The 22945-nt window shown below is 69.2% G+C and carries 23 protein-coding genes and 1 tRNA gene; 21 read left to right on the top strand and 3 right to left on the bottom strand.

From position 1 onward, the window contains the following. Positions 1-115: 115 nt before the first annotated feature. A complete protein-coding gene (locus ACK4S2_RS12355) occupies positions 116-475 on the bottom strand; it encodes an FAD-binding protein (protein ID WP_409624711.1) in 360 nt (119 codons plus the stop codon). A gap of 282 nt (positions 476-757) precedes the next feature. On the opposite strand from ACK4S2_RS12355, the gene ACK4S2_RS12350 reads away from it, so the two are divergent. The 18 genes from ACK4S2_RS12350 (at position 758) to ACK4S2_RS12265 (ending at position 19154) form a co-directional block, all read left to right on the top strand. Next, the gene (locus tag ACK4S2_RS12350; RefSeq protein WP_409624708.1) at positions 758-1684 is read left to right on the top strand and encodes a LysR family transcriptional regulator; all 927 of its coding nucleotides are present in this window, start codon (positions 758-760) and stop codon (positions 1682-1684) included. Positions 1685-1797: 113 nt separating this feature from the next. Beyond that, positions 1798-2790: a tripartite tricarboxylate transporter substrate binding protein gene (locus ACK4S2_RS12345; RefSeq protein WP_409624705.1), complete on the top strand. Its 993-nt coding sequence runs from the start codon at positions 1798-1800 to the stop codon at positions 2788-2790. A gap of 117 nt (positions 2791-2907) precedes the next feature. Then, positions 2908-3423 carry a tripartite tricarboxylate transporter TctB family protein gene (locus ACK4S2_RS12340; protein WP_409624702.1) on the top strand — a complete coding sequence of 172 codons (516 nt, stop codon included), beginning with the start codon at positions 2908-2910 and terminating at the stop codon, positions 3421-3423. Between the two features lies 1 nt (position 3424). After that, the gene (locus ACK4S2_RS12335) at positions 3425-4918 is read left to right on the top strand and encodes a tripartite tricarboxylate transporter permease (RefSeq protein WP_409624699.1); all 1494 of its coding nucleotides are present in this window, start codon (positions 3425-3427) and stop codon (positions 4916-4918) included. Between the two features lie 3 nt (positions 4919-4921). Further along, positions 4922-5968 carry a Gfo/Idh/MocA family protein gene (locus ACK4S2_RS12330; protein ID WP_409624697.1) on the top strand — a complete coding sequence of 349 codons (1047 nt, stop codon included), beginning with the start codon at positions 4922-4924 and terminating at the stop codon, positions 5966-5968. Positions 5969-5979: 11 nt separating this feature from the next. Further along, positions 5980-6828, top strand: a complete 849-nt coding sequence (locus ACK4S2_RS12325; RefSeq protein ID WP_409624694.1) for a shikimate dehydrogenase family protein — start codon at positions 5980-5982, stop codon at positions 6826-6828. Beyond that, on the top strand, positions 6825-8690 hold the full coding sequence (locus ACK4S2_RS12320; RefSeq protein WP_409624691.1) for a bifunctional sugar phosphate isomerase/epimerase/4-hydroxyphenylpyruvate dioxygenase family protein: 1866 nt from the start codon (positions 6825-6827) through the stop codon (positions 8688-8690). Before ACK4S2_RS12325 ends, ACK4S2_RS12320 begins: the two co-directional genes overlap by 4 nt. A 75-nt stretch (positions 8691-8765) precedes the next feature. Then, positions 8766-9461 (top strand): MgtC/SapB family protein, encoded by a 696-nt coding sequence (locus tag ACK4S2_RS12315; RefSeq protein WP_409624688.1) that lies wholly within the window; start codon positions 8766-8768, stop codon positions 9459-9461. 94 nt (positions 9462-9555) lie between these two features. Then, on the top strand, positions 9556-11001 hold the full coding sequence (gene zwf, locus ACK4S2_RS12310; protein WP_409624686.1) for a glucose-6-phosphate dehydrogenase: 1446 nt from the start codon (positions 9556-9558) through the stop codon (positions 10999-11001). After that, positions 11001-11672 (top strand): 6-phosphogluconolactonase, encoded by a 672-nt coding sequence (pgl, locus tag ACK4S2_RS12305; protein ID WP_409624682.1) that lies wholly within the window; start codon positions 11001-11003, stop codon positions 11670-11672. Before zwf ends, pgl begins: the two co-directional genes overlap by 1 nt. A gap of 3 nt (positions 11673-11675) precedes the next feature. After that, complete coding sequence (pgi, locus tag ACK4S2_RS12300) at positions 11676-13301, top strand: glucose-6-phosphate isomerase (RefSeq protein WP_409624679.1); 1626 nt, start codon at positions 11676-11678, stop codon at positions 13299-13301. Positions 13302-13417: 116 nt separating this feature from the next. Further along, complete coding sequence (locus ACK4S2_RS12295; RefSeq protein ID WP_409624676.1) at positions 13418-14038, top strand: response regulator; 621 nt, start codon at positions 13418-13420, stop codon at positions 14036-14038. A gap of 103 nt (positions 14039-14141) precedes the next feature. After that, positions 14142-14789 carry a ParA family partition ATPase gene (parA, locus tag ACK4S2_RS12290; protein WP_409624674.1) on the top strand — a complete coding sequence of 216 codons (648 nt, stop codon included), beginning with the start codon at positions 14142-14144 and terminating at the stop codon, positions 14787-14789. A 63-nt stretch (positions 14790-14852) separates the two neighbouring features. Next, entirely contained in the window at positions 14853-15260 is a 408-nt protein-coding gene (locus tag ACK4S2_RS12285) for a universal stress protein (RefSeq protein ID WP_409624671.1), read from the top strand. Positions 15261-15325: 65 nt separating this feature from the next. Further along, entirely contained in the window at positions 15326-15952 is a 627-nt protein-coding gene (gene pgsA, locus ACK4S2_RS12280) for a CDP-diacylglycerol--glycerol-3-phosphate 3-phosphatidyltransferase (RefSeq protein WP_409624669.1), read from the top strand. A 2-nt stretch (positions 15953-15954) separates the two neighbouring features. Beyond that, positions 15955-16200, top strand: coding sequence for a molybdopterin converting factor subunit 1 (gene moaD, locus ACK4S2_RS12275; protein ID WP_409624714.1), 246 nt, complete (start codon positions 15955-15957; stop codon positions 16198-16200). A gap of 3 nt (positions 16201-16203) precedes the next feature. Further along, positions 16204-16650: a molybdenum cofactor biosynthesis protein MoaE gene (locus tag ACK4S2_RS12270; protein ID WP_409624666.1), complete on the top strand. Its 447-nt coding sequence runs from the start codon at positions 16204-16206 to the stop codon at positions 16648-16650. 224 nt (positions 16651-16874) lie between these two features. Next, positions 16875-19154 carry an NADP-dependent malic enzyme gene (locus ACK4S2_RS12265; RefSeq protein WP_409624664.1) on the top strand — a complete coding sequence of 760 codons (2280 nt, stop codon included), beginning with the start codon at positions 16875-16877 and terminating at the stop codon, positions 19152-19154. A 77-nt stretch (positions 19155-19231) separates the two neighbouring features. Here ACK4S2_RS12265 and ACK4S2_RS12260 read toward each other — a convergent pair whose 3' ends face one another. Both ACK4S2_RS12260 and ACK4S2_RS12255 read right to left on the bottom strand, forming a co-directional pair. Then, positions 19232-20431: a hypothetical protein gene (locus ACK4S2_RS12260; RefSeq protein ID WP_409624661.1), complete on the bottom strand. Its 1200-nt coding sequence runs from the start codon at positions 20429-20431 to the stop codon at positions 19232-19234. An 88-nt stretch (positions 20432-20519) separates the two neighbouring features. Further along, positions 20520-21389, bottom strand: a complete 870-nt coding sequence (locus ACK4S2_RS12255) for a DMT family transporter (RefSeq protein WP_409624658.1) — start codon at positions 21387-21389, stop codon at positions 20520-20522. 157 nt (positions 21390-21546) lie between these two features. Between ACK4S2_RS12255 and ACK4S2_RS12250 the strand changes: the two genes are divergently transcribed. The 3 genes from ACK4S2_RS12250 (at position 21547) to ACK4S2_RS12240 (ending at position 22842) form a co-directional block, all read left to right on the top strand. Further along, complete coding sequence (locus ACK4S2_RS12250; protein WP_409624655.1) at positions 21547-21993, top strand: thioredoxin family protein; 447 nt, start codon at positions 21547-21549, stop codon at positions 21991-21993. Positions 21994-22029: 36 nt separating this feature from the next. Then, positions 22030-22105, top strand: a tRNA-Ala gene (locus ACK4S2_RS12245). A 485-nt stretch (positions 22106-22590) separates the two neighbouring features. Beyond that, positions 22591-22842, top strand: coding sequence for a hypothetical protein (locus tag ACK4S2_RS12240; protein WP_409624652.1), 252 nt, complete (start codon positions 22591-22593; stop codon positions 22840-22842). Positions 22843-22945: the final 103 nt, after the last annotated feature.

The raw sequence follows: 22945 nt of genomic DNA, 5'->3' as shown, positions 1-22945 counted from the left end.
GACGACGAGGGGTGGCATCGGGCACCCATACCTCGCCTCGACCAGCACGACGCTCACCGCTGCCGCCCAAACAGAGGGAAAACTGTTCCGCCTCGTGGACTTCTTCAGCAGCCTGTTAGGGCATCTGCCCGGGCGGGGGTGCGGCCAGAAGGGCGGTTACATCGTCTTGGTCTCCGAGGCCCTGGTGGAAAAAGCGCCGGCCATCGGTGCGCACGGCGATCAGGCTGGGCTTGCCACGTTCGATCACGTGCGGAAAGGTTCCGCGGCTGCCGTCGGGCCAGCGCACCAGCAACACCGGGCACAGCGCCGCCGGGCTGGCCAGGCCCTGCGCCTGCCGGGCGCCCACGGCCTCGGCCAGGGCCAGCCCGTCGCCGATGGCGGTGGAAACGGCCAGCTTGGCGCGGGTTTCGGGGGCGGGAAACCGGGCCGCGCGCCGGGCCATGTCGTGCGGGCAGCCGCCGGTCGCCAGCCGCACCGCCAGCGCATGGTCGCCCCCTCGCGCGCCGGATGGGCGCAGCCCTGGCGGACCGGATCGGTCAGCAGCCGATGCGCGGCACTGGACGCAAGGTTCAGCGCCTGTGCCACCCGTGCAACCGGCAACCCCGGCGGGCGCAGCGACCAAAGCTCGAGGGCGGCAGGATGCGGTCGGCGGCGTTGGACATGGGCGCCTTTCTGGCTTGGAATTTGTTTCTGGAATGCCACTCCATTTTCGCACCTCCTGCTTTTCCGACGGTGTTGCCATGCTAGGCTGCAGGACATGAAGGAACTCACGCTGCGGCAGGTCGAGGTCATCCGGGCGCTGATGATCGCAGGCACCATCCAGGGTGCCGCGAACCTGCTGCACGTGTCGGCCCCCGGCATCAGCCGGCTCATCAAGCATACCGAGGACACGCTGGGCCTGCGGCTGTTCGAGCGCCGCGCCGGGGTGTTCGTGCCCGCCCCCGAAGCCGGTGCCGTGTTCGAGATGCTGCACCGGGTGCATCACCAGATGGCCAACCTGAACGCGGCGCTGAATGCGCTGCGCCAGGGGCAGGATTTCCAGCTGGCCTTCGCCTCGGCGCCATCCATCGCGCAGTTCATCGCGGCGCGGGCGATCCGGTCGGTGCGGCAGCGCTTTCCCGACCTGATGATCGACCTGAACATCCTCAAGGTCGAGGAAACGCTGGACTACCTGCTGCTGGAACGCGGCGAGTTCGTGATGATGTCTTCGCCCATCGAGAACCCGGCGGTGGAAAACACCGCGCTGGCGCAAGGCCGGCTGGTGGCCATCGTGCCCGAGGGGCACCCGCTGGCCGCGCGCGGGACGGTGTCGGTGCACGATCTGATGCCCTACCCATACGTCGGCGTCGATCCGGGCGACCCCTACGGCCGCATCCTGGGCCAGGTGTTCCGCGAGGCGGGGCTGGAGCCGCGCCACACCATGCGCGGGCGGTTCGCGCAAACCGTGGTCAGCCTGGTGCGGCACGGGCTGGGGGTGGCGGTGATCGACGAATTCTCGGTGGCCGAGGTGTATTTGCCGGGGCTGGTCCGGCTGGGCCTGAAGGAACAGGCCGGCATCACCGCCTGGGTGGTGCAGAAACGCGGGCGGCAACTGTCGGGCTTTGCCGAATACACCATCGGCCGGTTCCGCAAGGAACTGACCGAGGCCGCCAGCCGCACCACCTGGGACAGCCCGAAACCGTAACATGAGGTTATGCCAACCGACAAATCGGTCTTTGCGGTTAAATCGCGAATCTGTCACAAACATCACGTTCGGCCAGATCTTTCGGCCGCAATGAACTCGGAGGGAGGACGACAATGAAACACACGCTGATCGGCGCGGCTTTCGCGCTGGCCTTGGGCGCCATGCCCGCGCTGGCCGATTACCCGGCCAAGGAAATCCAGGGTATCATCCAGTGGGGCGCCGGCGGCTCGACCGACACGGTGGCCCGCGCCGTCACGCCGCATGCCGAAAAGGTGCTGGGCGGCACCATCGTGATGCAGAACCTGACCGGGGGCGTCGGCGCCATTGCGCTGAACAAGGTGGCCGAGGATCCGGCCGATGGCTACACCATCCTGTTCGGCGCGGAAAACCCGCTGCTCTACAAGGTGATGAAGCTGGGCGACAAGGATTATTCGGATTTCATCCCGATCAACCTCTTGGCCCGCGGGACGCCGATTCTGGTGGCGCGGCCCGATGCGCCGTTCGACACCTTCCCGGAAATGATCGCCTATATCAACGCCAACCCCAAGGCGGTGAAGTTCGGGTCCACCGGCCCGGGCGGCCTGCCTTCGGTCGTTACCGCGATGATCAACGCCAAGACCCCGGTGGACGTGACCTATGTGCCCTATGACGGCGACGGCCCGGCGCTGACCGCGCTGCAGGGCGGCGCGATCGACGTGATGCCGGCCGTGCTGGGGGCCGCGATCGAGGCGATCAAGGGCGGCAAGATGAAGCCCATCGCGCTGTTCGACGTGAACCCCTCGCCCGCGCTGCCGGACGTGCCCACCATCACCTCGACCAACCCGGAATTCGCCGGTTACCTGCCCTGGGGTCCGTTCTTCGGCGTGTTCGTGAAGAAGGGCACCCCGGACGACGTGGTGGCCAAACTGGTCGCCGCCTATGCCGAGGCCACCAAGCACCCCGATTTCGTGGCGCTGATCGACGCGCGCGGCTTTACCATGATGTCGCTGTCGGGCGCCGAGGCGGAATCGTTCCTGGCCGACTGGCAGTCCACGACCTCGTGGCTGGTGCATGAGGCGGGCCTGGCCAAGGCCTCGCCGGCGGACTTCGGCATCCCGAAGCCCTGATCGGCGCCGCCGCGCACCGACCGACGCCGCCCCCCTTGAGCCAGGCGGGGCGGCGTTTTCATACCCGGGCGCCAGGACGGGTGCCCAGTCAGTCGTGACCCTTGGGAGGGGGCGAGGATGCAAGGCAATCAACCAAGACGGCCGGGCGAGCTGGTGTTCAACATCGGCATGGTGCTGGGCAGCGCGTATCTGCTGTATTCGGCCTACGGCATTTCCGGGTTCGAGGCGCTGTCGGCCCCCGGCACGGTGCCGATGGTGACCACGGGCATCATGCTGGTGACCGGTGTGCTGATCCTGCTGGAAACGCTGCGCAAGTCGCGCGTCACCAGCGAGCGGCTGGAACGCGACATCCTGCCGATGCCGGTGATCGTGACCATCCTGCTGATCCTGGCCTATGCGCTGCTGCTGAAGCCGCTGGGGTTCCTGCCCACCTCGTTCGTCTTTCTGGCGGTGATGATCCGCTACCTGTCGGGCGGCAGCGTGCTGCGCGCCATCGGGCTTGCGCTGCTGATCGTGGCGCTGGTCTATGCCATCTTCCGGCTGGTGTTCACCGTGCTGATGCCGCCCGGGATCGTGCCCGAAGGCGAGATCCTGGCCTTTGTGCGCAACCTGCTGTCGGGCAAGGGGAACTGAGATGGACGCGCTTCAGGCCCTGCTCATCCCGGTTTTGAACCCCGACCTGCTGGCGCTGATCGGCCTTGGAACGCTGGCCGGCATCTATGTCGGCGCCATTCCCGGCCTGTCGGTGACGATGGCGGTGTCGATCCTGATTTCCTTTACCTTCTCGTGGGAGGTCTACCCCGCGCTGGCGCTGATGATCGGCATCTACATGGGCGGGGTCTATGGCGGGTCGCGCACCGCGATCCTGCTGAACATCCCCGGCGCGCCCTCGGCCATCGCCACCGCGCTGGACGGCTTTCCGATGGCGCAAAAGGGCCTGGCGGGCGAGGCCATCGGCATCGTGACGGTGGTGTCCTTCATCGGCGGGTTCATCGGCATCTTTGCGCTGGCGGCCTTTGCGCCGACGATCTCGGACTTCGCCATCCGGTTCCAGCCGCGCGACTACATGATGCTGGGGATGCTGGGCATCCTGCTGGTGGGGTCGCTGTCGGGCGGCAGCCTGGTCAAGGGCATCTTTGCGGGCGCCTTCGGCATTGCCATCGGCGCGGTGGGCATGGACCCGCTGACCTTTACCGAACGCTTCACCTTCGACATTCCGGCGATGCGGCAAGGCGTGTCGTTCATTGCGGTGATGATCGGGATGTTCGGGATTTCCGAAGGGCTGATGCAGCTGCACACCGTGAACGCTGCGGCGGTCAAGCAGAAGATCGGGCGGATCGTGCCGTCCTGGGCCTCGGTGCGCAAGCATCTGCCGCTGGGGGCGCAGACCTCGGCCATCGGCACGGTGATCGGGGCACTTCCGGGCACGGGCGGCGACATTGCGGCACTGATGGCCTATGACCACGCCCGGCGCGTGACCAAGAACCCCGAAGTGCCCTTCGGCAAGGGCGCCATCGAAGGGCTGGTGGCCCCCGAAACCGCCAACAACGCCGCCGTGGGCGGGGCCTTCATCCCCATGCTGACGCTGGGGATTCCGGGCGATGCGGTAACCGCGATCATGATCGGGGCGCTGTTCATTCACGGGCTGAACCCCGGCCCGCTGCTGATGACCAGCCAGCCGGACATGTTCTGGTTCATCGTGTCGGCGCTGGCGCTGGCCAACGTGTTCATGCTGATCTTCGGGCTGACCGGCATCCGGGTCTTCGTCAAGATCGTCGAGCTGCCGCGCACGGTGCTGCTGCCGGTGATCCTGCTGCTGTCGATCGTGGGCGCCTATGCGGTGAACAACAGCCTTTCGGATGTCTACTGGATGCTGGGCTTCGGGGTGTTCGGCTATTTCCTGCGGCTATACGGCTATCCGCTGGCGCCGGTGATCCTGGGGGTCATCATGTCGCGGTTGCTGGACGACAACTGGCGCCGGGCGATCATTTCCGACCGCGAGGAACTGGACCGGCTGTTCCTCGGCATCGTTTCCAGCCCGCTGTCGCTGGCGCTGTTCTGTGCGGTGGTGCTGATCTTCGTGTCCAAGACCCCGCTGTGGGGCCTGGTCTTCCGCAAGAAGGGCTGAGCCGTGGCCCGCGTCGCCATCGCCGTTGTCGGGGCCGGGGCCATCGGGCGCAAGCACATCGCGGCGCTGGCGGCCAGCGGTGCGGCGCGCCTGGCGGCGGTGGTGGACCCGGCGCCCGAGGCGGCGGCGCTGGCGGCCGGGGCGGGTGTGCCGCATCTGCCGGGGCTGGGTGCGCTGGCCACGGCGGACGGGGGGGCGGTCGAGGGCGTGATCCTGGCGACACCGACCGCGCTGCACCTGCCGCAGGCGCTGGAGTGCATTGCCCGCGGCTGGCCGGTGCTGGTGGAAAAGCCCGTCGCGGCGACCGCGGCCGAGGCGGCAGAGCTGGCAGATGCCGCCGCGGCGGCGGGGGTGCCGGTGCTGGTGGGGCATCACCGCCGGCACAACCCGCGCATCGCCGCTGCCCGCGCCTTGCTGGCGCAAGGGGGGCTGGGCCGGGTGGTGGCGGTGCAGGCTTCGGTGCTGCTGTGCAGGCCCGACGACTATTTCCGGCCCGACTGGCGCCGGGCCCCCGGGGCCGGGCCGCTGCTGACCAACCTGATCCACGAGATCGACACCCTGCGCCACCTGCTGGGCGAGGTGACGGCGGTGCAGGCCGCGGCCTCGAACGCCATCCGGGGCTTCGCGGTCGAAGACAGCGCGGCCATCCTGCTGCATTTCGCCAGCGGCGCGCTGGGAACCGTGGCGGTTTCCGATGCCGCCGCCGCGCCCCGGAGCTGGGAACTGACCGCCGGCGAAAACCCCGACTATCCTGGGGTGGCAGGCGAGGGGTGCATCGCCATATCCGGCACGCTGGGCGCGCTGGACCTGCCCGGCCTGCGGCTGTGGCGCCATGCCGGCGGGCCGCGCGGCTGGTTCACGCCGATGCAGGCCGAAACGCTGCCGGTAACCGATGCCGACCCGCTATTGCACCAGATCGACCATTTCGCCGCGGTGATCCGCGGGCGTGCCGCACCGCTGGTCGATGCCGCCGATGCCGGCCGCTCGGTTGCGGGGGTCGATGCCATTCTGCGCGCAACCCGGATGGGTCTGCGCGAAACCGTTGCCTGAAAGGACGCCCGATGCCCGACGACCTCATCCGCCTTGGCCTGATCGGCGACAACATCGCCAAGTCGCAATCCCCGCGCCTGCACCGGCTGGCCGGCCAGCAGAACGGCCGCCGCGTGGTGTATGACAGCCTGATCCCCGCCGAACAGGGCAAGCCCTTCGACGATCTGTTCGCCCATGTCGCGCAGGCGGGATACCGGGGCGTGAACGTGACCTATCCCTACAAGGAACGGGTCGTCGCCAAGGTCGGCATTGCCGACCCGCTGGTCCGTGCCATCGGGGCGGTGAACACCGTGGTCTTTGCGCCCGAAGGCCCGCAGGGGTTCAACACCGACTATTCCGGCTTTGTCGCGGCCTACAGGCGGGTGCGTGGCGATGCCGCCCCGGGCCCGGTGCTGATGATCGGCGCGGGCGGCGTGGGGCGGGCGGTGGCCTTTGGCCTGATCGCGCTGGGGATGACCGAGTTTCGCCTGGCCGACCGCGACCTGGCCAAGGCCGAGGCCCTCGCCGAAGCCTTGCGCGCCGCGCGGCCCGGCCTGCCCGTGACGACCGGCACCGATGCCGCCGCGCTGGCCGCCGGCGTGGCGGGCATCGTCAACTGCACCCCGGTCGGCATGGTCGGCTATGGCGGCACGCCGCTGGCGGCCGAACACCTCGCCGGGGCCGCCTGGTGCTTTGACGCGGTCTATACCCCGGTGGATACGCCGTTCCTGCAAGATGCCGCCGCGGCCGGGTTGCAGGTGATTTCGGGTTACGAGCTGTTCGTGGGCCAGGGCGTCGATGCCTGGGCCATCTTTACCGGCTTGCCGCTGGACGAGGCGCGGTTGCGCGCCGATCTGGCCGAAGGAAGGGACGCGCGATGAAAACCTCCATCGCCACGGTTTCGGTTTCGGGCAGTTTTGCCGAAAAGCTGGCGGCGATTGCCGCCGCCGGCTTCGACGGGATCGAGATTTTCGAACAGGATTTCCTCGCCTCGGACCATTCCCCGGCCGAGGTGGGGCGGATGGTGCGCGATCACGGGCTGGAGATCACGCTGTTCCAGCCGTTCCGCGATTTCGAGGGCCTGCCCGAGCCGTTCCGCAGCCGGGCCTTTGCCCGCGCCGCCCGCAAGTTCGACCTGATGAACCAGCTGGGCACCGACCTGATCCTGGTGTGTTCCAGCGTCCATCCGGCCGCAATGGGCGGGATCGACCGGATGGCGGCCGATTTCAACGCCCTGGGCGATCTGGCGCGGGCGCATGGCGTGCGCGTGGGGTTCGAGGCGCTGTGCTGGGGCCGCCACGTGAACGACCACCGCGACGCATGGGAGGTGGTGCGCCGCGCCGACCACCCGCAGGTGGGCCTGATCCTCGACAGCTTTCACACGCTGGGCCGCCGGATCGACCCCGAAACGATCCGCCGCATCCCGGGCGACCGCATCTTTTTCGTGCAGCTGGCCGATGCCCCGGCGATCGAGATGGACCTGCTCTACTGGTCGCGCCATTTCCGCAACATGCCGGGCGAAGGCGATCTGGACGTGACGGGCTTTCTGCGCGCGGTGATGGCCACCGGCTATGCCGGGCCGCTGAGCCTGGAGATCTTCAACGACCAGTTCCGCGCCGGCCTGCCGCGCCTGGTGGCGCTGGACGGGCACCGCAGCCTCATCAACCTGATGGACCGCGTGCGCCGGGCCGAACCGGCGCTCATGCCCGACCTGCCGGCCTTTCCGCCCCCCGCCACGGTGGAAGGGGTGGAGTTCATCGAGTTCGCCACCAGCGAGGCCGAGGCCCCGGGGCTGGAATCGCTTCTGGCCGCCACCGGCTTTGCCCGCTGCGGCCGGCATGTGTCCAAGCCGGTGGCGCTGTGGCGGCAAGGCGGCGTCAACGTGCTGGTCAACACCGCGACCGAAGGCTTTGCCCATACCTCTTTCGTCGCGCATGGCACCACGGTGTCCGAGCTGGCCTTGCGCGTGCCCGATGCCCGGGCCACGGCCGAGCGGGCGCGTGCGCTGCTGGTGGCCGGGCTGGACCAGCCGGTGCCGGCAGGGCAGATGGCGATTCCGGCGATTCGCGGGGCGGGGGGCAGCCTGATACGCCTTGTCGACGACCCGCGGCTGTGGGACGTGGATTTCCGTGCCGAAAGCGCCCCCGAAGGCGCCGGGCTGATCGGGGTGGATCATGTCGGCCAGACCATGCCCTATGACGAAATGCTCAGCTGGTCGCTGTTCTACACCGCGCTGTTTGAGGCCGAGCGCGCCCCGATGGTCGATGTGGCCGACCCGGACGGGCTGGTGCGCAGCCAGGCGATCCGGGCCGGCGGCCTGCGCGTGACGCTGAACGGGGCCGAGGCGCGGCGCACGCTGGCCGGGCGATTCATCGAGGACAGCCTCGGGTCGGCGGTGCAGCACATCGCCTTTGCCAGCGCCGACATCTTTGCCACCGCCGCGGCGCTGGCCGAGCGCGGCTTTCCGGTGTTGCAGATCGGCGCCAACTATTACCACGACGTCGAGGCGCGTTTCGGGCTGGACCCCGGGCTCGTGGCGCGGATGAAGGCGGCGAACGTGCTTTACGACGAGGGCGGCTCGGGCCAGTTCTTCCAGCTTTACGGGGCGTCGCGGCCCGACGGGTTCTTTCTGGAAATCGTGCAGCGTCAGGGTGGCTATCAGGGCTATGGCGCCCCGAACGCGCCGTTCCGCATCGCCGCGCAGAAACGCGCGGCACGGCCCGCGGGGATGCCAAGGGTCTGACCTCGCGCGCGAAAGGCCCCTTGCATCGGCGCGCCGGAAAGGATGAGCATGCGGGCTTCGAACCGGAGTTTGCCCATGCCCATCGCCCTGGAAATCGCCGCCCTCAACCTTGGAACCGCGCTGGCCTGCGGGGCCGTGATCGGATCGGAACGCCAGATCCGGCAGCGCATGGCGGGCTTGCGCACCAACGCGCTGGTCGCCTTGGGGGCGGCGGGTTTCGTGGTGTTCGCCGCCCAGTTCCCGGCCGAGGTCAGCCCGACCCGGGTTGCCGCGCAGGTGGTGTCGGGCATCGGCTTTCTGGGCGCGGGAATCATCTTTCGCGACGGGTTCAACGTGCACGGGCTGAACACCGCGGCGACGCTGTGGTGTTCGGCGGCGGTGGGGTTGCTGGCCGGGGCCGGCGCCTGGCCTTTTGCGCTGATGATGACGGGCTTCGTGGTGTTCGTGAACCTGGGCCTGCGCCCGCTGGTCAAATGGATCAAGAAAAAGACCCGCGCCGGGGTGCCGCTGGCGCGGTCCTGGCGCCTGTCGGTGGCCTGCACCCCCGCGCAGGAGGCCGCGACCCGCGCGCTGATCTTGCGGGTGCTGACCGTGCCGGGCCTGCACCTGTCGGAGCTCAGCGCCAGCGCCACGCCCGAAGGCCACATCGACCTGTCGGCCACGGTCACCGGCGAGGGGCTGAACGACCGCGACCTGGAACAGGCCGCGGCCCGGCTGGCGGCCGAACCGGGGCTGTCCACCGTGCGCTGGCAGGTGCTGGACGAGGGCTGACGGGCTGCTTTGTGCCCGGCCGACAGAATGCTAGACTTGCGCGGCAAAGGGCGCTATACGGCCAGCGTTAGCGCTAACAGGCAAAGGGCAGGTCATGGTCTCGCGCGTGATTCCGGTGGAACCCTTCGATCTGGTCGTCTTCGGCGCGACCGGCGACCTTTCGCGGCGCAAGATCCTGCCCGGGCTTTATCGGCGCTGCCTGTCGGGGCAGGTGCCAGCGGGCAGCCGCATCATCGGCGCCGCCCGGACCGGCATGACGCGCGACGAATTCCGCGCCTTTGCCCTGGCCGCCCTGGCCGAGTTCGTGGCCCCCGACAAACGCGACCCCGAGGCCGAGCGCATCTTTGCCGAGCGGCTGGATTACGTGCCGATCGACGCCCGCGGCACCGAGGGCTGGGCCGAGCTGGCCGCGCGCATGCAGCCGGATGTGGTGCGCGCCTTCTACTTTTCGGTAGCACCGGCGCTGTTCGGCGACCTGGCCGAACGGCTGAAGCTGCACGGCATCGCCGACGGGGCCAGCCGCGTGGTGGTGGAAAAGCCCTTCGGCACCGATCTGGCCAGCGCAAGGGCGCTGAACGCCACGCTGGCGCGCCATTTCGACGAGGCGCAGATCTACCGGATCGACCATTACCTCGGCAAGGAAACGGTGCAGAACCTGATGGCGGTGCGGTTCGCCAACATCCTGTTCGAACCGCTGTGGAATGCGCAGTATGTCGACCATGTGCAAATCACCGTGGCAGAAACGGTCGGCGTGGGCGGGCGCGGGTCGTATTATGACAAGTCGGGCGCCATGCGCGACATGGTGCAGAACCACATGATGCAGCTGTTGTGCCTGATTGCGATGGAGCCGCCCTATCACTTCGACCCCGACGCGGTGCGCGACGAAAAGCTGAAGGTGATCCGCGCGCTGGACCCGGTGCGGCGCGAGGATGTCGTGCGCGGGCAGTATCTGCCCGGCCCCGACCAGCCCGGATACCTGGCCGATGCCGAAAACCCCGACAGCCGCACCGAAAGCTTCGTGGCGCTGAAGTGCCACATCTCCAACTGGCGCTGGAAAGGCACGCCCTTTTACCTGCGCACCGGCAAGCGGTTGCGCGCGCGGGTGTCGGAAATCGCCGTGACCTTCAAGGAACCGCCGCACTCCATTTTCGACGATGCGCCGGGTTGGCGCGAAAACGTGCTGGTGATCCGGTTGCAACCGGACGAAGGCATGAACATGAAGGTGATGATCAAGGAACCCGGCCCGGGCGGGATGCGCCTGGTGCAGGTGCCGCTGGACATGAGCTTTGCCGAAGTGCTGGGCGCGGATGGCACCGACATGCCCGACGCCTACGAGCGGCTCATCATGGATGTGATCCGCGGCAACCAGACGCTGTTCATGCGCGGCGACGAGGTCGAGGCCGCCTGGGCCTGGACCGACCCGCTGATCGCCGGCTGGGAAGGCGAGCGGCCCTTTGGCTACGACCCGGGCACCTCGGGCCCCGAGGAAGCATTGATGCTGATGCACCGCGACGGGCGGCGCTGGCGGGACATCCGCTGATGGAGTGGCGCCCCTACCCCGACCGCGAGGCGCTGTTCCTGTCGCTGGCGCAGCAGATCGCCGGGCAACTGGGCCAGGCGCTGCGGCTGAATGGGCGGGCGTCGCTTTCGGTGCCGGGGGGCACCACGCCGGGGCCGCTGTTCGACCTGCTGTCGGGGGTGGATCTGGCCTGGCCGCAGGTGGCCGTGATGCTCAACGACGAACGCTGGGTGCCCGAGACCAGCCCGCGCAGCAACACCGCGCTGGTGCGGCGCCGGCTGTTGCGGGGCCATGCGGCGGGCGCGCAGCTGGTGCCGATGCGGGCCGATGCGCCGACGCCCGAAGACGCGATCGAGGCGCTGGCGGCCGGAATCGCGCCGCATTTGCCGCTGACCTGCCTGGTGCTGGGCATGGGCGAAGACATGCACACCGCCAGCCTGTTTCCGGGCGGCGACCGGCTGGAACAGGCGCTGGCGCCGGATGCGCCGGTGCTGGTGGCGATGCGCGCGGCTGGTGCCGGCGAACCGCGGGTGACGCTGAGCGCACCCGTGCTGGCCGGGGCGCTGCACATCCACTTGCTGATCCTGGGCGCCGCCAAGCGCGATGCGCTGGAACGTGCGCGCAGCCTGCCGCCGCACCTTGCCCCGGTGCGCGCCGTGCTGGATAACGCCATCGTGCATTGGGCGGAGTAGTTCATGGATACCGAAAGCCTTTGGGCCGCGCTGGCGGCGCATCACGACGCGGTCCGCGACCGCAGCATCCTGTCGCTGTTTGCCGAGCCGGGCCGTGCAGATACGTTTTCGGCAAGTCTGGCTTATGTTGATGGCCAGCCGGGGCAGCTTTTGTTCGATTTCTCCAAGACCAATCTGGATGCCACCGGGCTGGAGCTGCTGGTGCGCCTGGCGCGGGCGGCCGGAGTCGAGGCCCGGCGCGACGCGATGTTCCGCGGCGCCCCGATCAACGAGACCGAAGGCCGCGCCGTGTTGCACACCATGCTGCGCGGCGGTGCGCCCGAGGCCCCTGCCCCGGCCCGCGCCGAGGCCGAGGCGACGCTGGCGCGGATGCGCGCCTTTGCCCAGGCGGTGCGGGCGGGCAGGTTTGCCGGGGCCGGCGGGGCCTTTGCCGATATCGTGAACATCGGCATCGGCGGGTCGGACCTAGGGCCGGCGATGGCCACGCTGGCGCTGGCGCCCTGGCACGACGGGCCGCGCACGCATTACATCTCGAACGTCGATGGCGCCCATGCCGCCGACACGCTGCGCGGGCTGGACCCGGCCCGGACGCTGGTCATCATCGCCTCCAAGACCTTCACCACGATCGAGACGATGACCAACGCCGCGACGGTGCGCGACTGGCTGGTGGCGGGCGGCGTGGCCGACCCGGCAGCGCAGCTGGTGGCTGTATCCTCGGCCGGCGCCCGGGCGGCGGAATGGGGCATCCCGGCCGAGCGCGTCTTCGGCTTTGCCGACTCCATCGGCGGGCGCTATTCGGTGTGGGGGCCGGTGGGCCTCGCGCTGATGCTGGCGGTGGGGCCCGAAAGCTTCGACGCCTTTCTTGCCGGCGGCGCCGCGATGGACCGGCATTTTCGCCAGACACCGCTGGAGCGCAACCTGCCCGTGCTGCTGGCGCTGACCGGCCTGTGGCACAACCAGGTCTGCGGCCATGCCACCCGCGCCGTGCTGCCCTATGACCAGCGGCTCAGCCGCCTGCCGGCCTATCTGCAACAGCTGGAAATGGAATCGAACGGCAAGCGCGTGGCGATGGACGGCCGCGACCTGCCCCGCCATTCCGGCCCCGTGGTCTGGGGCGAGCCGGGCACCAACGGGCAGCACGCGTTCTACCAGCTGATCCATCAGGGCACGCGGGTGATCCCGTGCGAATTCCTGATCGCGGCGCAGGGGCAGGAACCGGCGCTGGCGCATCACCACCGCCTTCTGGTGGCCAATTGCCTTGCACAGTCCGAGGCGCTGATGCGCGGGCGCAGCCTCGATCAGGCCCGCGCCCTGATGGCCGCGCGCGGGCTGGAGGGCGACGAGCTGGAACGTCAGGCCCGGCACCGGGTGTTTCCGGGCAACCGGCCTTCGGTGACGCTGGCCTACCGGCAACTGACGCCGCATGTGCTGGGCATGATCGTGGCGCTTTACGAACACCGGGTGTTTGTCGAAGGCGCGGTGCTGGGCATCAACAGCTTCGACCAGTGGGGGGTGGAACTGGGCAAGGAACTGGCCGTGGCGCTGGAACCGCTTCTGGCCCCCGGCGCCGACGACAGCGGCAAGGATGGCTCGACCCGGCTGCTGCTGGCGCATCTGCGCGGCGCTTGACCCCGTGCCGGCACGGCGCGAGGCCGTGCAGGGGGGAGGCCCGCCATTGGCATTGCGTCCGGCGGCATGTCGCGTATCCTGCGCCGCAGACGATTGCAGAAGGGACAGGCCCGACGATGCCCGTTCGATCGGTGCTGATAGCCGACGATCACCTGCTGGTGCGCGATACGCTGGTGCACTACCTGCAAGCGGGTGGCGACCTGCGGGTGGACGCCGCAGGGTCGTTCGCCGAGGCGCTGGACCGCGCGCGCACCCAGGGCCCTTACGACGTGGTCCTGCTGGATGTGGTGATGCCGGGCATGTCGGGCCTCGAAAGCATTCAGCACATGGTGGCGGCCAACGATGGCGGCGCCGTGGTGCTGATATCGGGCCAGTTGCCGCACGGGCTGATCGACGCGGCGGTGCGCGCCGGTGCGCGCGGCTTTGTCCCCAAGCATCTGCCGGCCAGCACCCTGCGCCACGCCCTGCGCCAGGTGATCGCCGGCCGGGTCTATCTGCCGCCCGAAATGCACGCCGACCTGCCGCGCGCCTTGCCCCCGGCGCTGGCGCATCTGACCCCGCAAGAGGCACGGGTGCTGCGCCATCTGTGCGAAGGTCGCTCGAACAAGGAAATCGCCCGGGCGATGGATCTGACCGAGGTCACCATCAAGACCCACATGCGCGCCGTCTGCACCAAGCTGGAGGCGCGCAACCGCACCCATGCCGCACTGATCGGCAGCACGCATTTCAAGGCATGATTGCGCCGGTTGCCCGCGGCAGGGGCCGAATGCCTGTTGCAATTCCCGATGCTGCGTTGCAGCATGAGCCGGGCCGAATCCGGCCCTTGCATCGGGGGGAAGGATGCATCCGACCGGCGGCGTCATCACGGTAGCCCAGCAGAAGGGCGGCTCGGGCAAGACCACGCTGGCCGCCACGCTGGCGGTGGGGTTCATGCGGGCCGGCGCCCGGGTGGCGCTTCTGGATACCGACCCGCAAGGCAGCCTTGGACGCTGGTTCATGACCCGGCGCGAGCGCCTGGGCGACCCGGGGATGGAAATGTCCACCGCCTCGGCCTGGGGCGTCGGCTACGAATGCGACAAGCTGCGCCGGACCTGCGATATCGTCCTGATCGACACGCCGCCCAAGGTCGACAGCGACCTGCGCCCCGCCTTGCGCGCCGCCGACCTGGTGGTGGTGCCGGTGGCGGCCAGCCACCTCGACCTTTGGGCAACCGAAGGGGTGCTGGACCTGTGCGCCCGCGAAAAACGCCGGGTGGCCATCGTGCTCAACCGCGTCAAGTCGGGCACGCGGCTCAGCGCCGAAATCGCCGATGCGGCCGCATCGTTGCACGCAGGGATCGCCGCTGCCACGCTGGGCCATCGCGTCGCCTTTGCCGAATCGATGGGGCTCGGCCTTGGCGCGCAGGAACTCCCCGGCTCTGGCGCGGCCGCGCGCGAGGCTGCGGCCCTGCTGGCCGAACTGTCGGCCGGGTTGCCGCCGCAAGTGTGATCCAGATCAAGGCGCGTCCGGGCCACCCATTGCACCCTGCCCGCGCCAGAACAGGAGAACACCATGTACACCAACATCCTCGTCCCCGTCGCCCCGGACCACGGCGCCGTCATCGCCCAGTCCATGCAGGCCGCGCGTGCCCTGATGTCGCCCGGAGGCCGGATTACCGTGCTGACCGTGATCGAGGCGATCCCCTCTTACGTCGCGCAATACCTGCCGCAAGACCAGCAGGACAGGAACCGGGCCGAGATGGAGGCTTCGCTGGCTGCGGAATTCGCCGGGCTGCCGGAGGTGTCTGTCATGGTCAAGGTCGGCCATGCCGCGCAGACGATCCTGGACGTGGCCGAGGACGGCAAGCACGATTGCGTCGTCATCGCCTCGCATCGTCCGGGGTTGCAGGACTATTTCCTGGGCTCCACCGCGGCCCGCGTGGTGCGCCACGCGCAATGCGGCGTGCACGTGCTGCGTTGAACGCCGATCCGGGGGCGCCGCAGCGCCCCCTTTCCGCGGACGGTGGCATGCGGTATGGTTAACCCATGCGCTGGACCATCCCGAATATCCTGACGACATTGCGTCTGCTGGCAGCCCCCGGGGTCGCAGTGATGTTCCTGTATTTCAACCGTCCCTGGGCCGATTGGCTGGCGCTGGCGCTGTTCGTCGGCGCGGCCATCACCGACTGGTTCGACGGCTATCTGGCCCGGCTGTGGAAACAGGAAAGCCGCTTCGGCGCGATGCTGGACCCGATCGCCGACAAGGCGATGGTCGTCATCGCCATCATGGTGCTGACCGGGTATTCGGGCATGAACCCCTGGCTGATCCTGCCCGCCACCATCATCCTGTTCCGCGAGGTCTTCGTCTCGGGGCTGCGCGAATTCCTGGGCGACCGCTCGGCCCTGCTCAAGGTGACGAAACTGGCCAAGTGGAAGACCACGGCCCAGATGATTGCCATTGCCGTGCTGTTCCTCGGCACGGGCCTCGCCTATCTCGAGGCCGGCCGCCCGCCGCGCGCCGGCGAAGGCGATGTTCCCGTCAACGTGTCGCACGCGGCCGTGGCCACCTGGATCGGCCTTGCGCTGATCTGGCTGGCGGCGGCGCTGACCGCGATCACGGGGTGGGAATATTTCCGCAAGTCGCTGCCGTTGTTGAAGGATACACAGCAATGATGCTGGATGTGCTGTATTTTGCCTGGGTGCGCGAACGCATCGGCCTGCCGCGCGAACGGGTGCAAACCGATGCTGCCACGGTCGCAGACCTGGTGGCCGAACTCGCCGCCCGCGAAGATCGCTATGCCGCAGCCTTCGCCGACCTGTCCGCCTTGCGGGTTGCCCTGGACCAGGAGCTTTCCGGCTTCGACGCGCCCTTGGCGGGCGTCCGCGAGGTTGCCTTCTTTCCGCCGATGACCGGGGGCTAGGCGATGGGCGTGCGGGTGCAGACCGAACCCTTCGACTTCGGCGCCGAGGCCAACGCCTTTGCCGCCCGTGCCGCCGGGGCGGGGGCGGTGGTCACCTTCACCGGCCTCGTGCGCGACGTGCCGGGCGGCTTGACCTTGATGGAGATCGAACATTACCCCGGCATGACCGAAAAGGCGATCGGCGCGATGCGAGCCGAAGCGATCGCCCGCTGGTCGCTGACCGACGCTCTGGTCATCCACCGGCACGGCCGCCTTGCGCCGGGGGACACCATCATGATGGTCGCCACGGCCGCCCGCCACCGCGCCGATGCCTTTGCCGCCGCCGAGTTCCTGATGGACTATCTGAAATCGCGCGCGCCGTTCTGGAAACGGGAATGCACCGCCCAGGGCAACACCTGGGTTGCCGCCCGCGACGAAGACGAAGCCGCCCTGACCCGCTGGCAAGGCTGACGCCGACGCCGGCCCGCGACCGCGCGCGGCTTTCACCTTGCCGAAATATCCCACGGGGGTGCGGGGGTGTGAAACCCCCGCATCCTTCCGCCCAAGGCCGGCGGCAAGGCGCCGGCACAGCGACGCCGGTTTCGGGTTTTTCTTGAAGGCGTCTCGGAAAACACGCTATACACCGATGGCGCAATTTAGTTTAACATTAAACAAAACGCCGGAAGGGAAGCGCGATGGACGAGGCACGGCAGGAAAACGCCCGACAGGCGGCACTGGATTATCACGAGTTTCCGCGCCCCGGAAAGCTGGAGATCCGCGCCACCAAACCGCTTGCCAACGGCCGCGACCTGAGCCGCGCCTATTCCCCCGGCGTGGCCGAGGCCTGCCTCGAAATCAAAGGCGACCCGGCGAACGCCGCGCGTTACACCGCGCGCGGCAATCTCGTGGCGGTGGTGTCGAACGGCACGGCGGTGCTGGGCCTTGGCAATATCGGCGCGCTGGCCTCCAAGCCGGTGATGGAAGGCAAGGCGGTGCTGTTCAAGAAGTTCGCCAACATCGACTGTTTCGACATCGAGGTGAACGAACCCGACCCCTGCAAGCTGGCCGACATCGTCTGCGCGCTGGAACCCAGCTTCGGCGCCATCAACCTCGAAGACATCAAGGCCCCCGACTGTTTCATCGTCGAACGCATCTGCCGCGAGCGGATGGGGATTCCGGTGTTCCACGACGACCAGCACGGCACCGCCATCGTGGTGGGGGCCGCGGCCACCAACGCGCTGCACGTGGCCGGCAAGCGGTTTGCCGACATCAAGGTGGTGTCCACCGGGGGCGGCGCGGCGGGTATCGCCTGCCTGAACATGCTGCTGAAGCTGGGCGTCAAGCGCGAGAATGTCTGGCTTTGCGACCTGCACGGGCTGGTCCACGAAGGCCGCGAGGCAGACATGAACCCGCAAAAGGCGGCCTATGCCCAGCCGGGCGGACCGCGCATGCTGGCGGATGTGATCGGGGGGGCAGACCTGTTCCTCGGCCTGTCCGGCCCCGGGGTGCTGACCCCCGAAATGGTCGCGCAGATGGCCGAAAACCCGATCATCTTTGCACTCGCCAACCCGACGCCGGAAATCATGCCCGACGCGGTGCGCAGCGTGGCGCCCGGGGCGATCATCGCCACGGGGCGCAGCGACTATCCCAACCAGGTCAACAACGTGCTGTGCTTTCCGTTCATCTTCCGCGGCGCGCTGGACGTGGGCGCGACCGAGATCAACGACGCCATGCAACTGGCCTGCATCGAAGGCATCGCGCAGCTGGCCCGCGCCACCACCAGCGCCGAGGCCGCCGCCGCCTATCGTGGCGAACAGATGACCTTCGGCCCCGATTACCTGATCCCCAAGCCGTTCGATCCGCGGCTGATGGGCGTGGTGGCCAGCGCCGTGGCCCGCGCCGCGATGAAAACCGGCGTGGCCACCCGGCCCTTGCCGGATCTCGACGCCTACAAGCAGCGGCTCGACGGGTCGGTGTTCCGCTCGGCGCTGCTGATGCGCCCGGTGTTCGATGCCGCGCGCACCGCAGCCCGGCGGCTGGTCTTTGCCGAAGGCGAGGACGAGCGCGTGCTGCGCGCCGCCCACGCGATCATGGAAGAAACCACCGAGATCCCGATCCTGATCGGACGGCCCGAGGTGGTGGCCATGCGCTGCGAACGTGCGGGCCTGCCCATTCGTCCCGACCGCGATTTCCAGATCGTGAACCCCGAATCCGACAGCCGCTACCGCGAATACTGGGAAACCTACCATCGCCTGATGGAGCGCCGCGGGGTTACCCCCGACATCGCCAAGGCGGTGCTGCGCACCAACACCACCGCCATCGGCGCCATCATGGTGCATCGCGGCGAGGCCGACAGCCTGATCTGCGGCACCTTCGGGCAATACCTGTGGCACCTGCGTTACGTCCGCGAGGTGCTGGCCCGCGGCGGATTGCATCCGGTCGGGGCGCTCAGCCTCATCATCCAGAACGAAGGCCCGCTGTTCGTGGCCGACACCCAGGTGAACGCCGAGCCGACGCCGCAGCAGATCGCCGATACGGTGATCGGCGCCGCGCGCCACGTGCGCCGCTTCGGGATCGTGCCGAAGATCGCGCTGTGTTCCAGTTCGCAGTTCGGCAACCTCGACACCTCGTCGGGGGTGCGGATGCGCGCGGCGCTGGAGCTGCTGGACGCCCGCGAACCCGATTTCGCCTATGAAGGCGAGATGACGGTGGATGTGGCGCTGGACCCCGAGCTGCGCACCCGGATTTTTCCGCATGCCCGTTTCGAGGGGCCAGCGAACGTGCTGGTGTTCGGCAGCACCGATGCGGCCAGCGCGGTCCGCAACATCCTCAAGACCCGCGCCGGCGGGCTGGAGGTGGGGCCGATCCTGATGGGGATGGGAAACCGGGCGCATATCGTCACGCCCGCGATCACGGCGCGAGGGCTGTTGAACATGTCGGCCATCGCGGGCACGCCGGTGGCGAAATACGGCTGAGCGGGCGCCGGGGGCCGGGGGCGGGCACCCCCCCCCCCCCCCCCCCGGCCGGGCCTTGCGGCCCGCGGGCGTGGCCTTCAGGCCTTGCGCAGATGGGCGGGCGCGAGGCCCAGGCGAAGGCGATACTTGGCCACCGTTCGGCGGCTGACCGACAGGCCTTCGGCGGCCAGCAACCTGGCAAGCGCGGCATCGGACAAGGGTGCCGCGCGATCTTCGGCCGCGATCAGGCGGCGCAAGGCTGCTTCGGCCCCCGCCGACGAGGCATCGGGGCCCAGCGCCGCAGGAAAGAAATCCGCCAGCGCCCAGACCCCGCCGGGGGTTGCGATGCGCACCCCGTTCAGCGCGCGGCCGACGGTGCTGGGCGAAAGCCCGGTCGCCTCGGCAACGGTGGCGCGGGTCAGGGGCCGCAGCGCGCCGCGGCCCTTGTCCAGCGCCGCGCCTTGCACGGCCAGGATCGCATCGGCCACCACCAGCAGGGTTCGGTTGCGGCGGGCGACCAGCTCGACCAGTTCGGCTGCCCGGCGGGCTTGCGGCCCGCCGGCCGCCCCCGCGCGCAGCATGGGCTGCGGCACGGCCCCTTCGTGCAGCGCGGCCGACCAGCGCCCGGCGGCATCGCGAGCCGCGCGCAGGTCGGGTGCCCGGCGCGGCGGCACGGCAACCGGCGCCGGGCCGAAGCGCAGCCCCGGCTTTGGGTCGAACCCGCGCAACCGGGCGGCCGCCTGCGCCACGGCATCGCCAGGCAGCCCGGCCGCGCGCGCCACCGCAGCCGCCCCGCGCCGGGACAGCAGCTCCAGCCGCGCAAGCACGGCCTGCATCGCCGCGTCCAGCATCTCGGCCGCGCGGGCCTGCAAGGTCAGGCATTCCGCGAGATCGCGGGCGAAAAGCCCCGCCGGTTCGATTTGCTGCACGCGGCGCAGCACCGCCTGAACCTGCACCAGCGGCAGGCCTGTGCGCCGCGCGATCTCGGGCAGCGGTTCGCCCAGCCAGCCGGTCGGGTCCAGCGCATCGGCCAGCGCCAGGGCAACGCCGCGTTCCTGCGGGGTGGTGATGTGCCGTGCGATCCAGTCGAGGACATGGCCATGCAGGCCCTGCACCGGCGCCACAGGCTCGATCGCGCTGCCTTCGGGAAGCCCGGCCCGGTTCAGGATCAGCCAGGGGTTCCGGGCGGCCTCGGCTTCCAGCAGGTCGGTCAGGGCGGCGCCATCCATCCGCAGCACTTCCAGCGAACGGCGCTGCCTGACAGCCAGTGCCGGCCGCATGCCGAGTTTCGTCTGCATCCTGCTGCCTTGCGTGGGCATCCTCGGATCGCCTTGCCTGCCTTGCACCACCAGAGCGCGAAAACCGGGTCGGCTGCAAGCCCCGAGATCACCCCTTGCCGCCCGAACGTGCCGCCAGCAAGGCGCCCCCGGCGATCAGCGCGGCCGCCACGCCCAACACCCAGGACACGGGCGCCATGCCCGCCAGCACCAGCGCTTGGGTGGATAGCAGCGGCGCCGCATAGGCGGCCACGCCCAGGAGCCGGATATCGCCTTGCTTCATCCCGATGTCCCAGACGTAAAAGGCTAGCCCGACCGGCCCGAGGCCCAGCGCCAGCACCGCCGCCCAGCCGGCGCCCCCATCGGGCCAGGCGGTGGTTTCCCACATCAGATGGCAAGGCAGCGAAAGCGCCGCGGTGGCAAGGCAGAACAGCGCCACTGCCTCGGTCGGCACCGCACCGAACCACCGGCTGCCCACCGAATAGGCCGCCCAGGTCAGCGCACACAGAAACGCCAGCCCCAGCCCCAGCGCGGCCCCCGGCCCCCAGGCGTCGCCTTGTTGACGCCCCAGCACGATCAGCGCCGCCCCGGCAAAGGCCACCAGCGCGCCCAGCACATGCCCGCGCCGCAACGGCTCGCCCGGCAACACCCCCGACAGCAGCACTATGAACAAGGGCCAGAGATAGGCGATCAGACTGGCCTCGGCCGCCGGCGCCAGCCGCAAGGCCGAGAAATACAGCGCATGATAGCCGAACAACCCCGCCGTGCCGAAGGCCAGCGCCGCAGGCGGCACCTTGCGCAGCCGCGACCAGCCGCCGGTGGCGGCAATCCAGCCCAGGCCCGCCAGGCCCCCGATGCCGAAGGTCAGCGCATTGAGCAGAAACGGCGGAACCGGCGCAGTGCCCACCGTCAACAGCGCCAGCAAGGCCCAGAGCAGCACGGCGGCAAAGCCGATGGCGGTGGCGCGGGCACGGGTCATGGCGGGCTCCCTTCTGTTGGGCGCAGGTAAGCGGGGCGGTCGGAGTCTGACAAGGGGACATCGCGGGGCGCCGGCGCCGGCGCCACTGGAAACCGCGGGCCCGGCACCCCACATCCGGCGAAAGGGGCCATGCGCCCCGCCCATGAACAGGTGCCCGATGGACAACGCAAAGATCACCTGCCTGACCTGCGGCCAGACCAACCGCGTCCCGCTCGACAGGCTTTCGCAATCCCCCCGCTGCGGCAGCTGCGGCGACCCGCTGATCACCGGCGGCGTAACCGAGATGGATGCCGCGGGGCACGACAAGGCCACCCGCACCGACGAGCTGCCGCTGCTGGTGGATTACTGGGCCCCCTGGTGCGGCCCCTGCCGGATGATGGCACCGGAATTCGCCAAGGCCGCCAAGGCGTTGGCACCGCATGCCCGGCTGGCCAAGCTCAACACCCAGGACCACCCCGACATCGCCTCGCGCGCCCGCATCCAGGGTATCCCGGCGCTGGTGCTTTACCAGCGCGGGCGCGAGCTGGGGCGTCTGGCCGGCGCGCGACCGGCCTCCGACATCGTGGCCTTCGTCCAGAGCAAACTGCCGCAGAGGGGTGCTTGACATCGTCGGCGCGGCGGTGCATCAGCGTGCGCGACTGGGGCAGTAGCTCAGTTGGGAGAGCGCGTCGTTCGCAATGACGAGGTCAGGGGTTCGATCCCCCTCTGCTCCACCAGTCATCCTTGATTGTTCCATAAAGTCAGGACGCCAAGGCGTGGATGCGGAAACCTTCCCGGTTCGGAGAGGTTTTCGCGTGGGATGGGATGCGACAGAACGCGACGAGTTCAGACAGCTCTTGCGCTTCCCGGTGACGGAAACCGGGGCGGTGCGGCCCTGATCGGTAGCACAGTGACACGGCAACGGGTGAAGCAGTGCCACCCCCCCGCGCTTCGCGCCAGCGAGCGCACCCCGCGCCGCACGCGGGCGGGGTGCGCCTCACCGCGAAACGGCCAGCCGTCCATGAACAGGTCCAGCGCCACGGGCCAGAACGCCCGCAGGAGGGGAATGAAGGAGCGACGGTAAACACGTTCGGGCAGCCGGTCGGCTTGTCCCCAGAAGCGCCTTGCTGTGGTCAAGAGCGGGTCGCACCGGGCGTCCGGGTGGAACAGGTCAAGTTGCCCCTGCCGCGCCTGTATCGCCGGGGCCAAGTCCATCTTCATCATGGGCGATGACTTTTCCTCCGACATGATCCGCCAGCAGATCGAAGGTGTTCAGACCGAGGAAGAGCTGATCCGCCAAGGCATCGGCCTGACGCAGGCCAGTGTCGACAACACCGTGCATCAGCTGGGTCTGGTGCTGGGCACGCTGCTTGCCGAACCGGCCCGCTGGCAGGCCGTGGTGAACGCCCCCGCGCTGATCGCCCCCGCGATCGAAGAAGGCATGCGCCTTGCCCCGCGCTTAACAGGCTGCTGAAGAAGTCCACGAGGCGGAACAGTTTTCCCTCTGTTTGGGCGGCAGCGGTGAGCGTCGTGCTGGTCGAGGCGAGGTATGGGTGCCCGATGCCACCCCTCGTCGT

Source organism: Gemmobacter sp. (assembly GCF_046292685.1).
Classification (GTDB): domain Bacteria; phylum Pseudomonadota; class Alphaproteobacteria; order Rhodobacterales; family Rhodobacteraceae; genus Wagnerdoeblera.
Note: the sequence above shows the minus strand (reverse complement) of the source record. Positions and strands in the feature narration are given on the sequence as shown.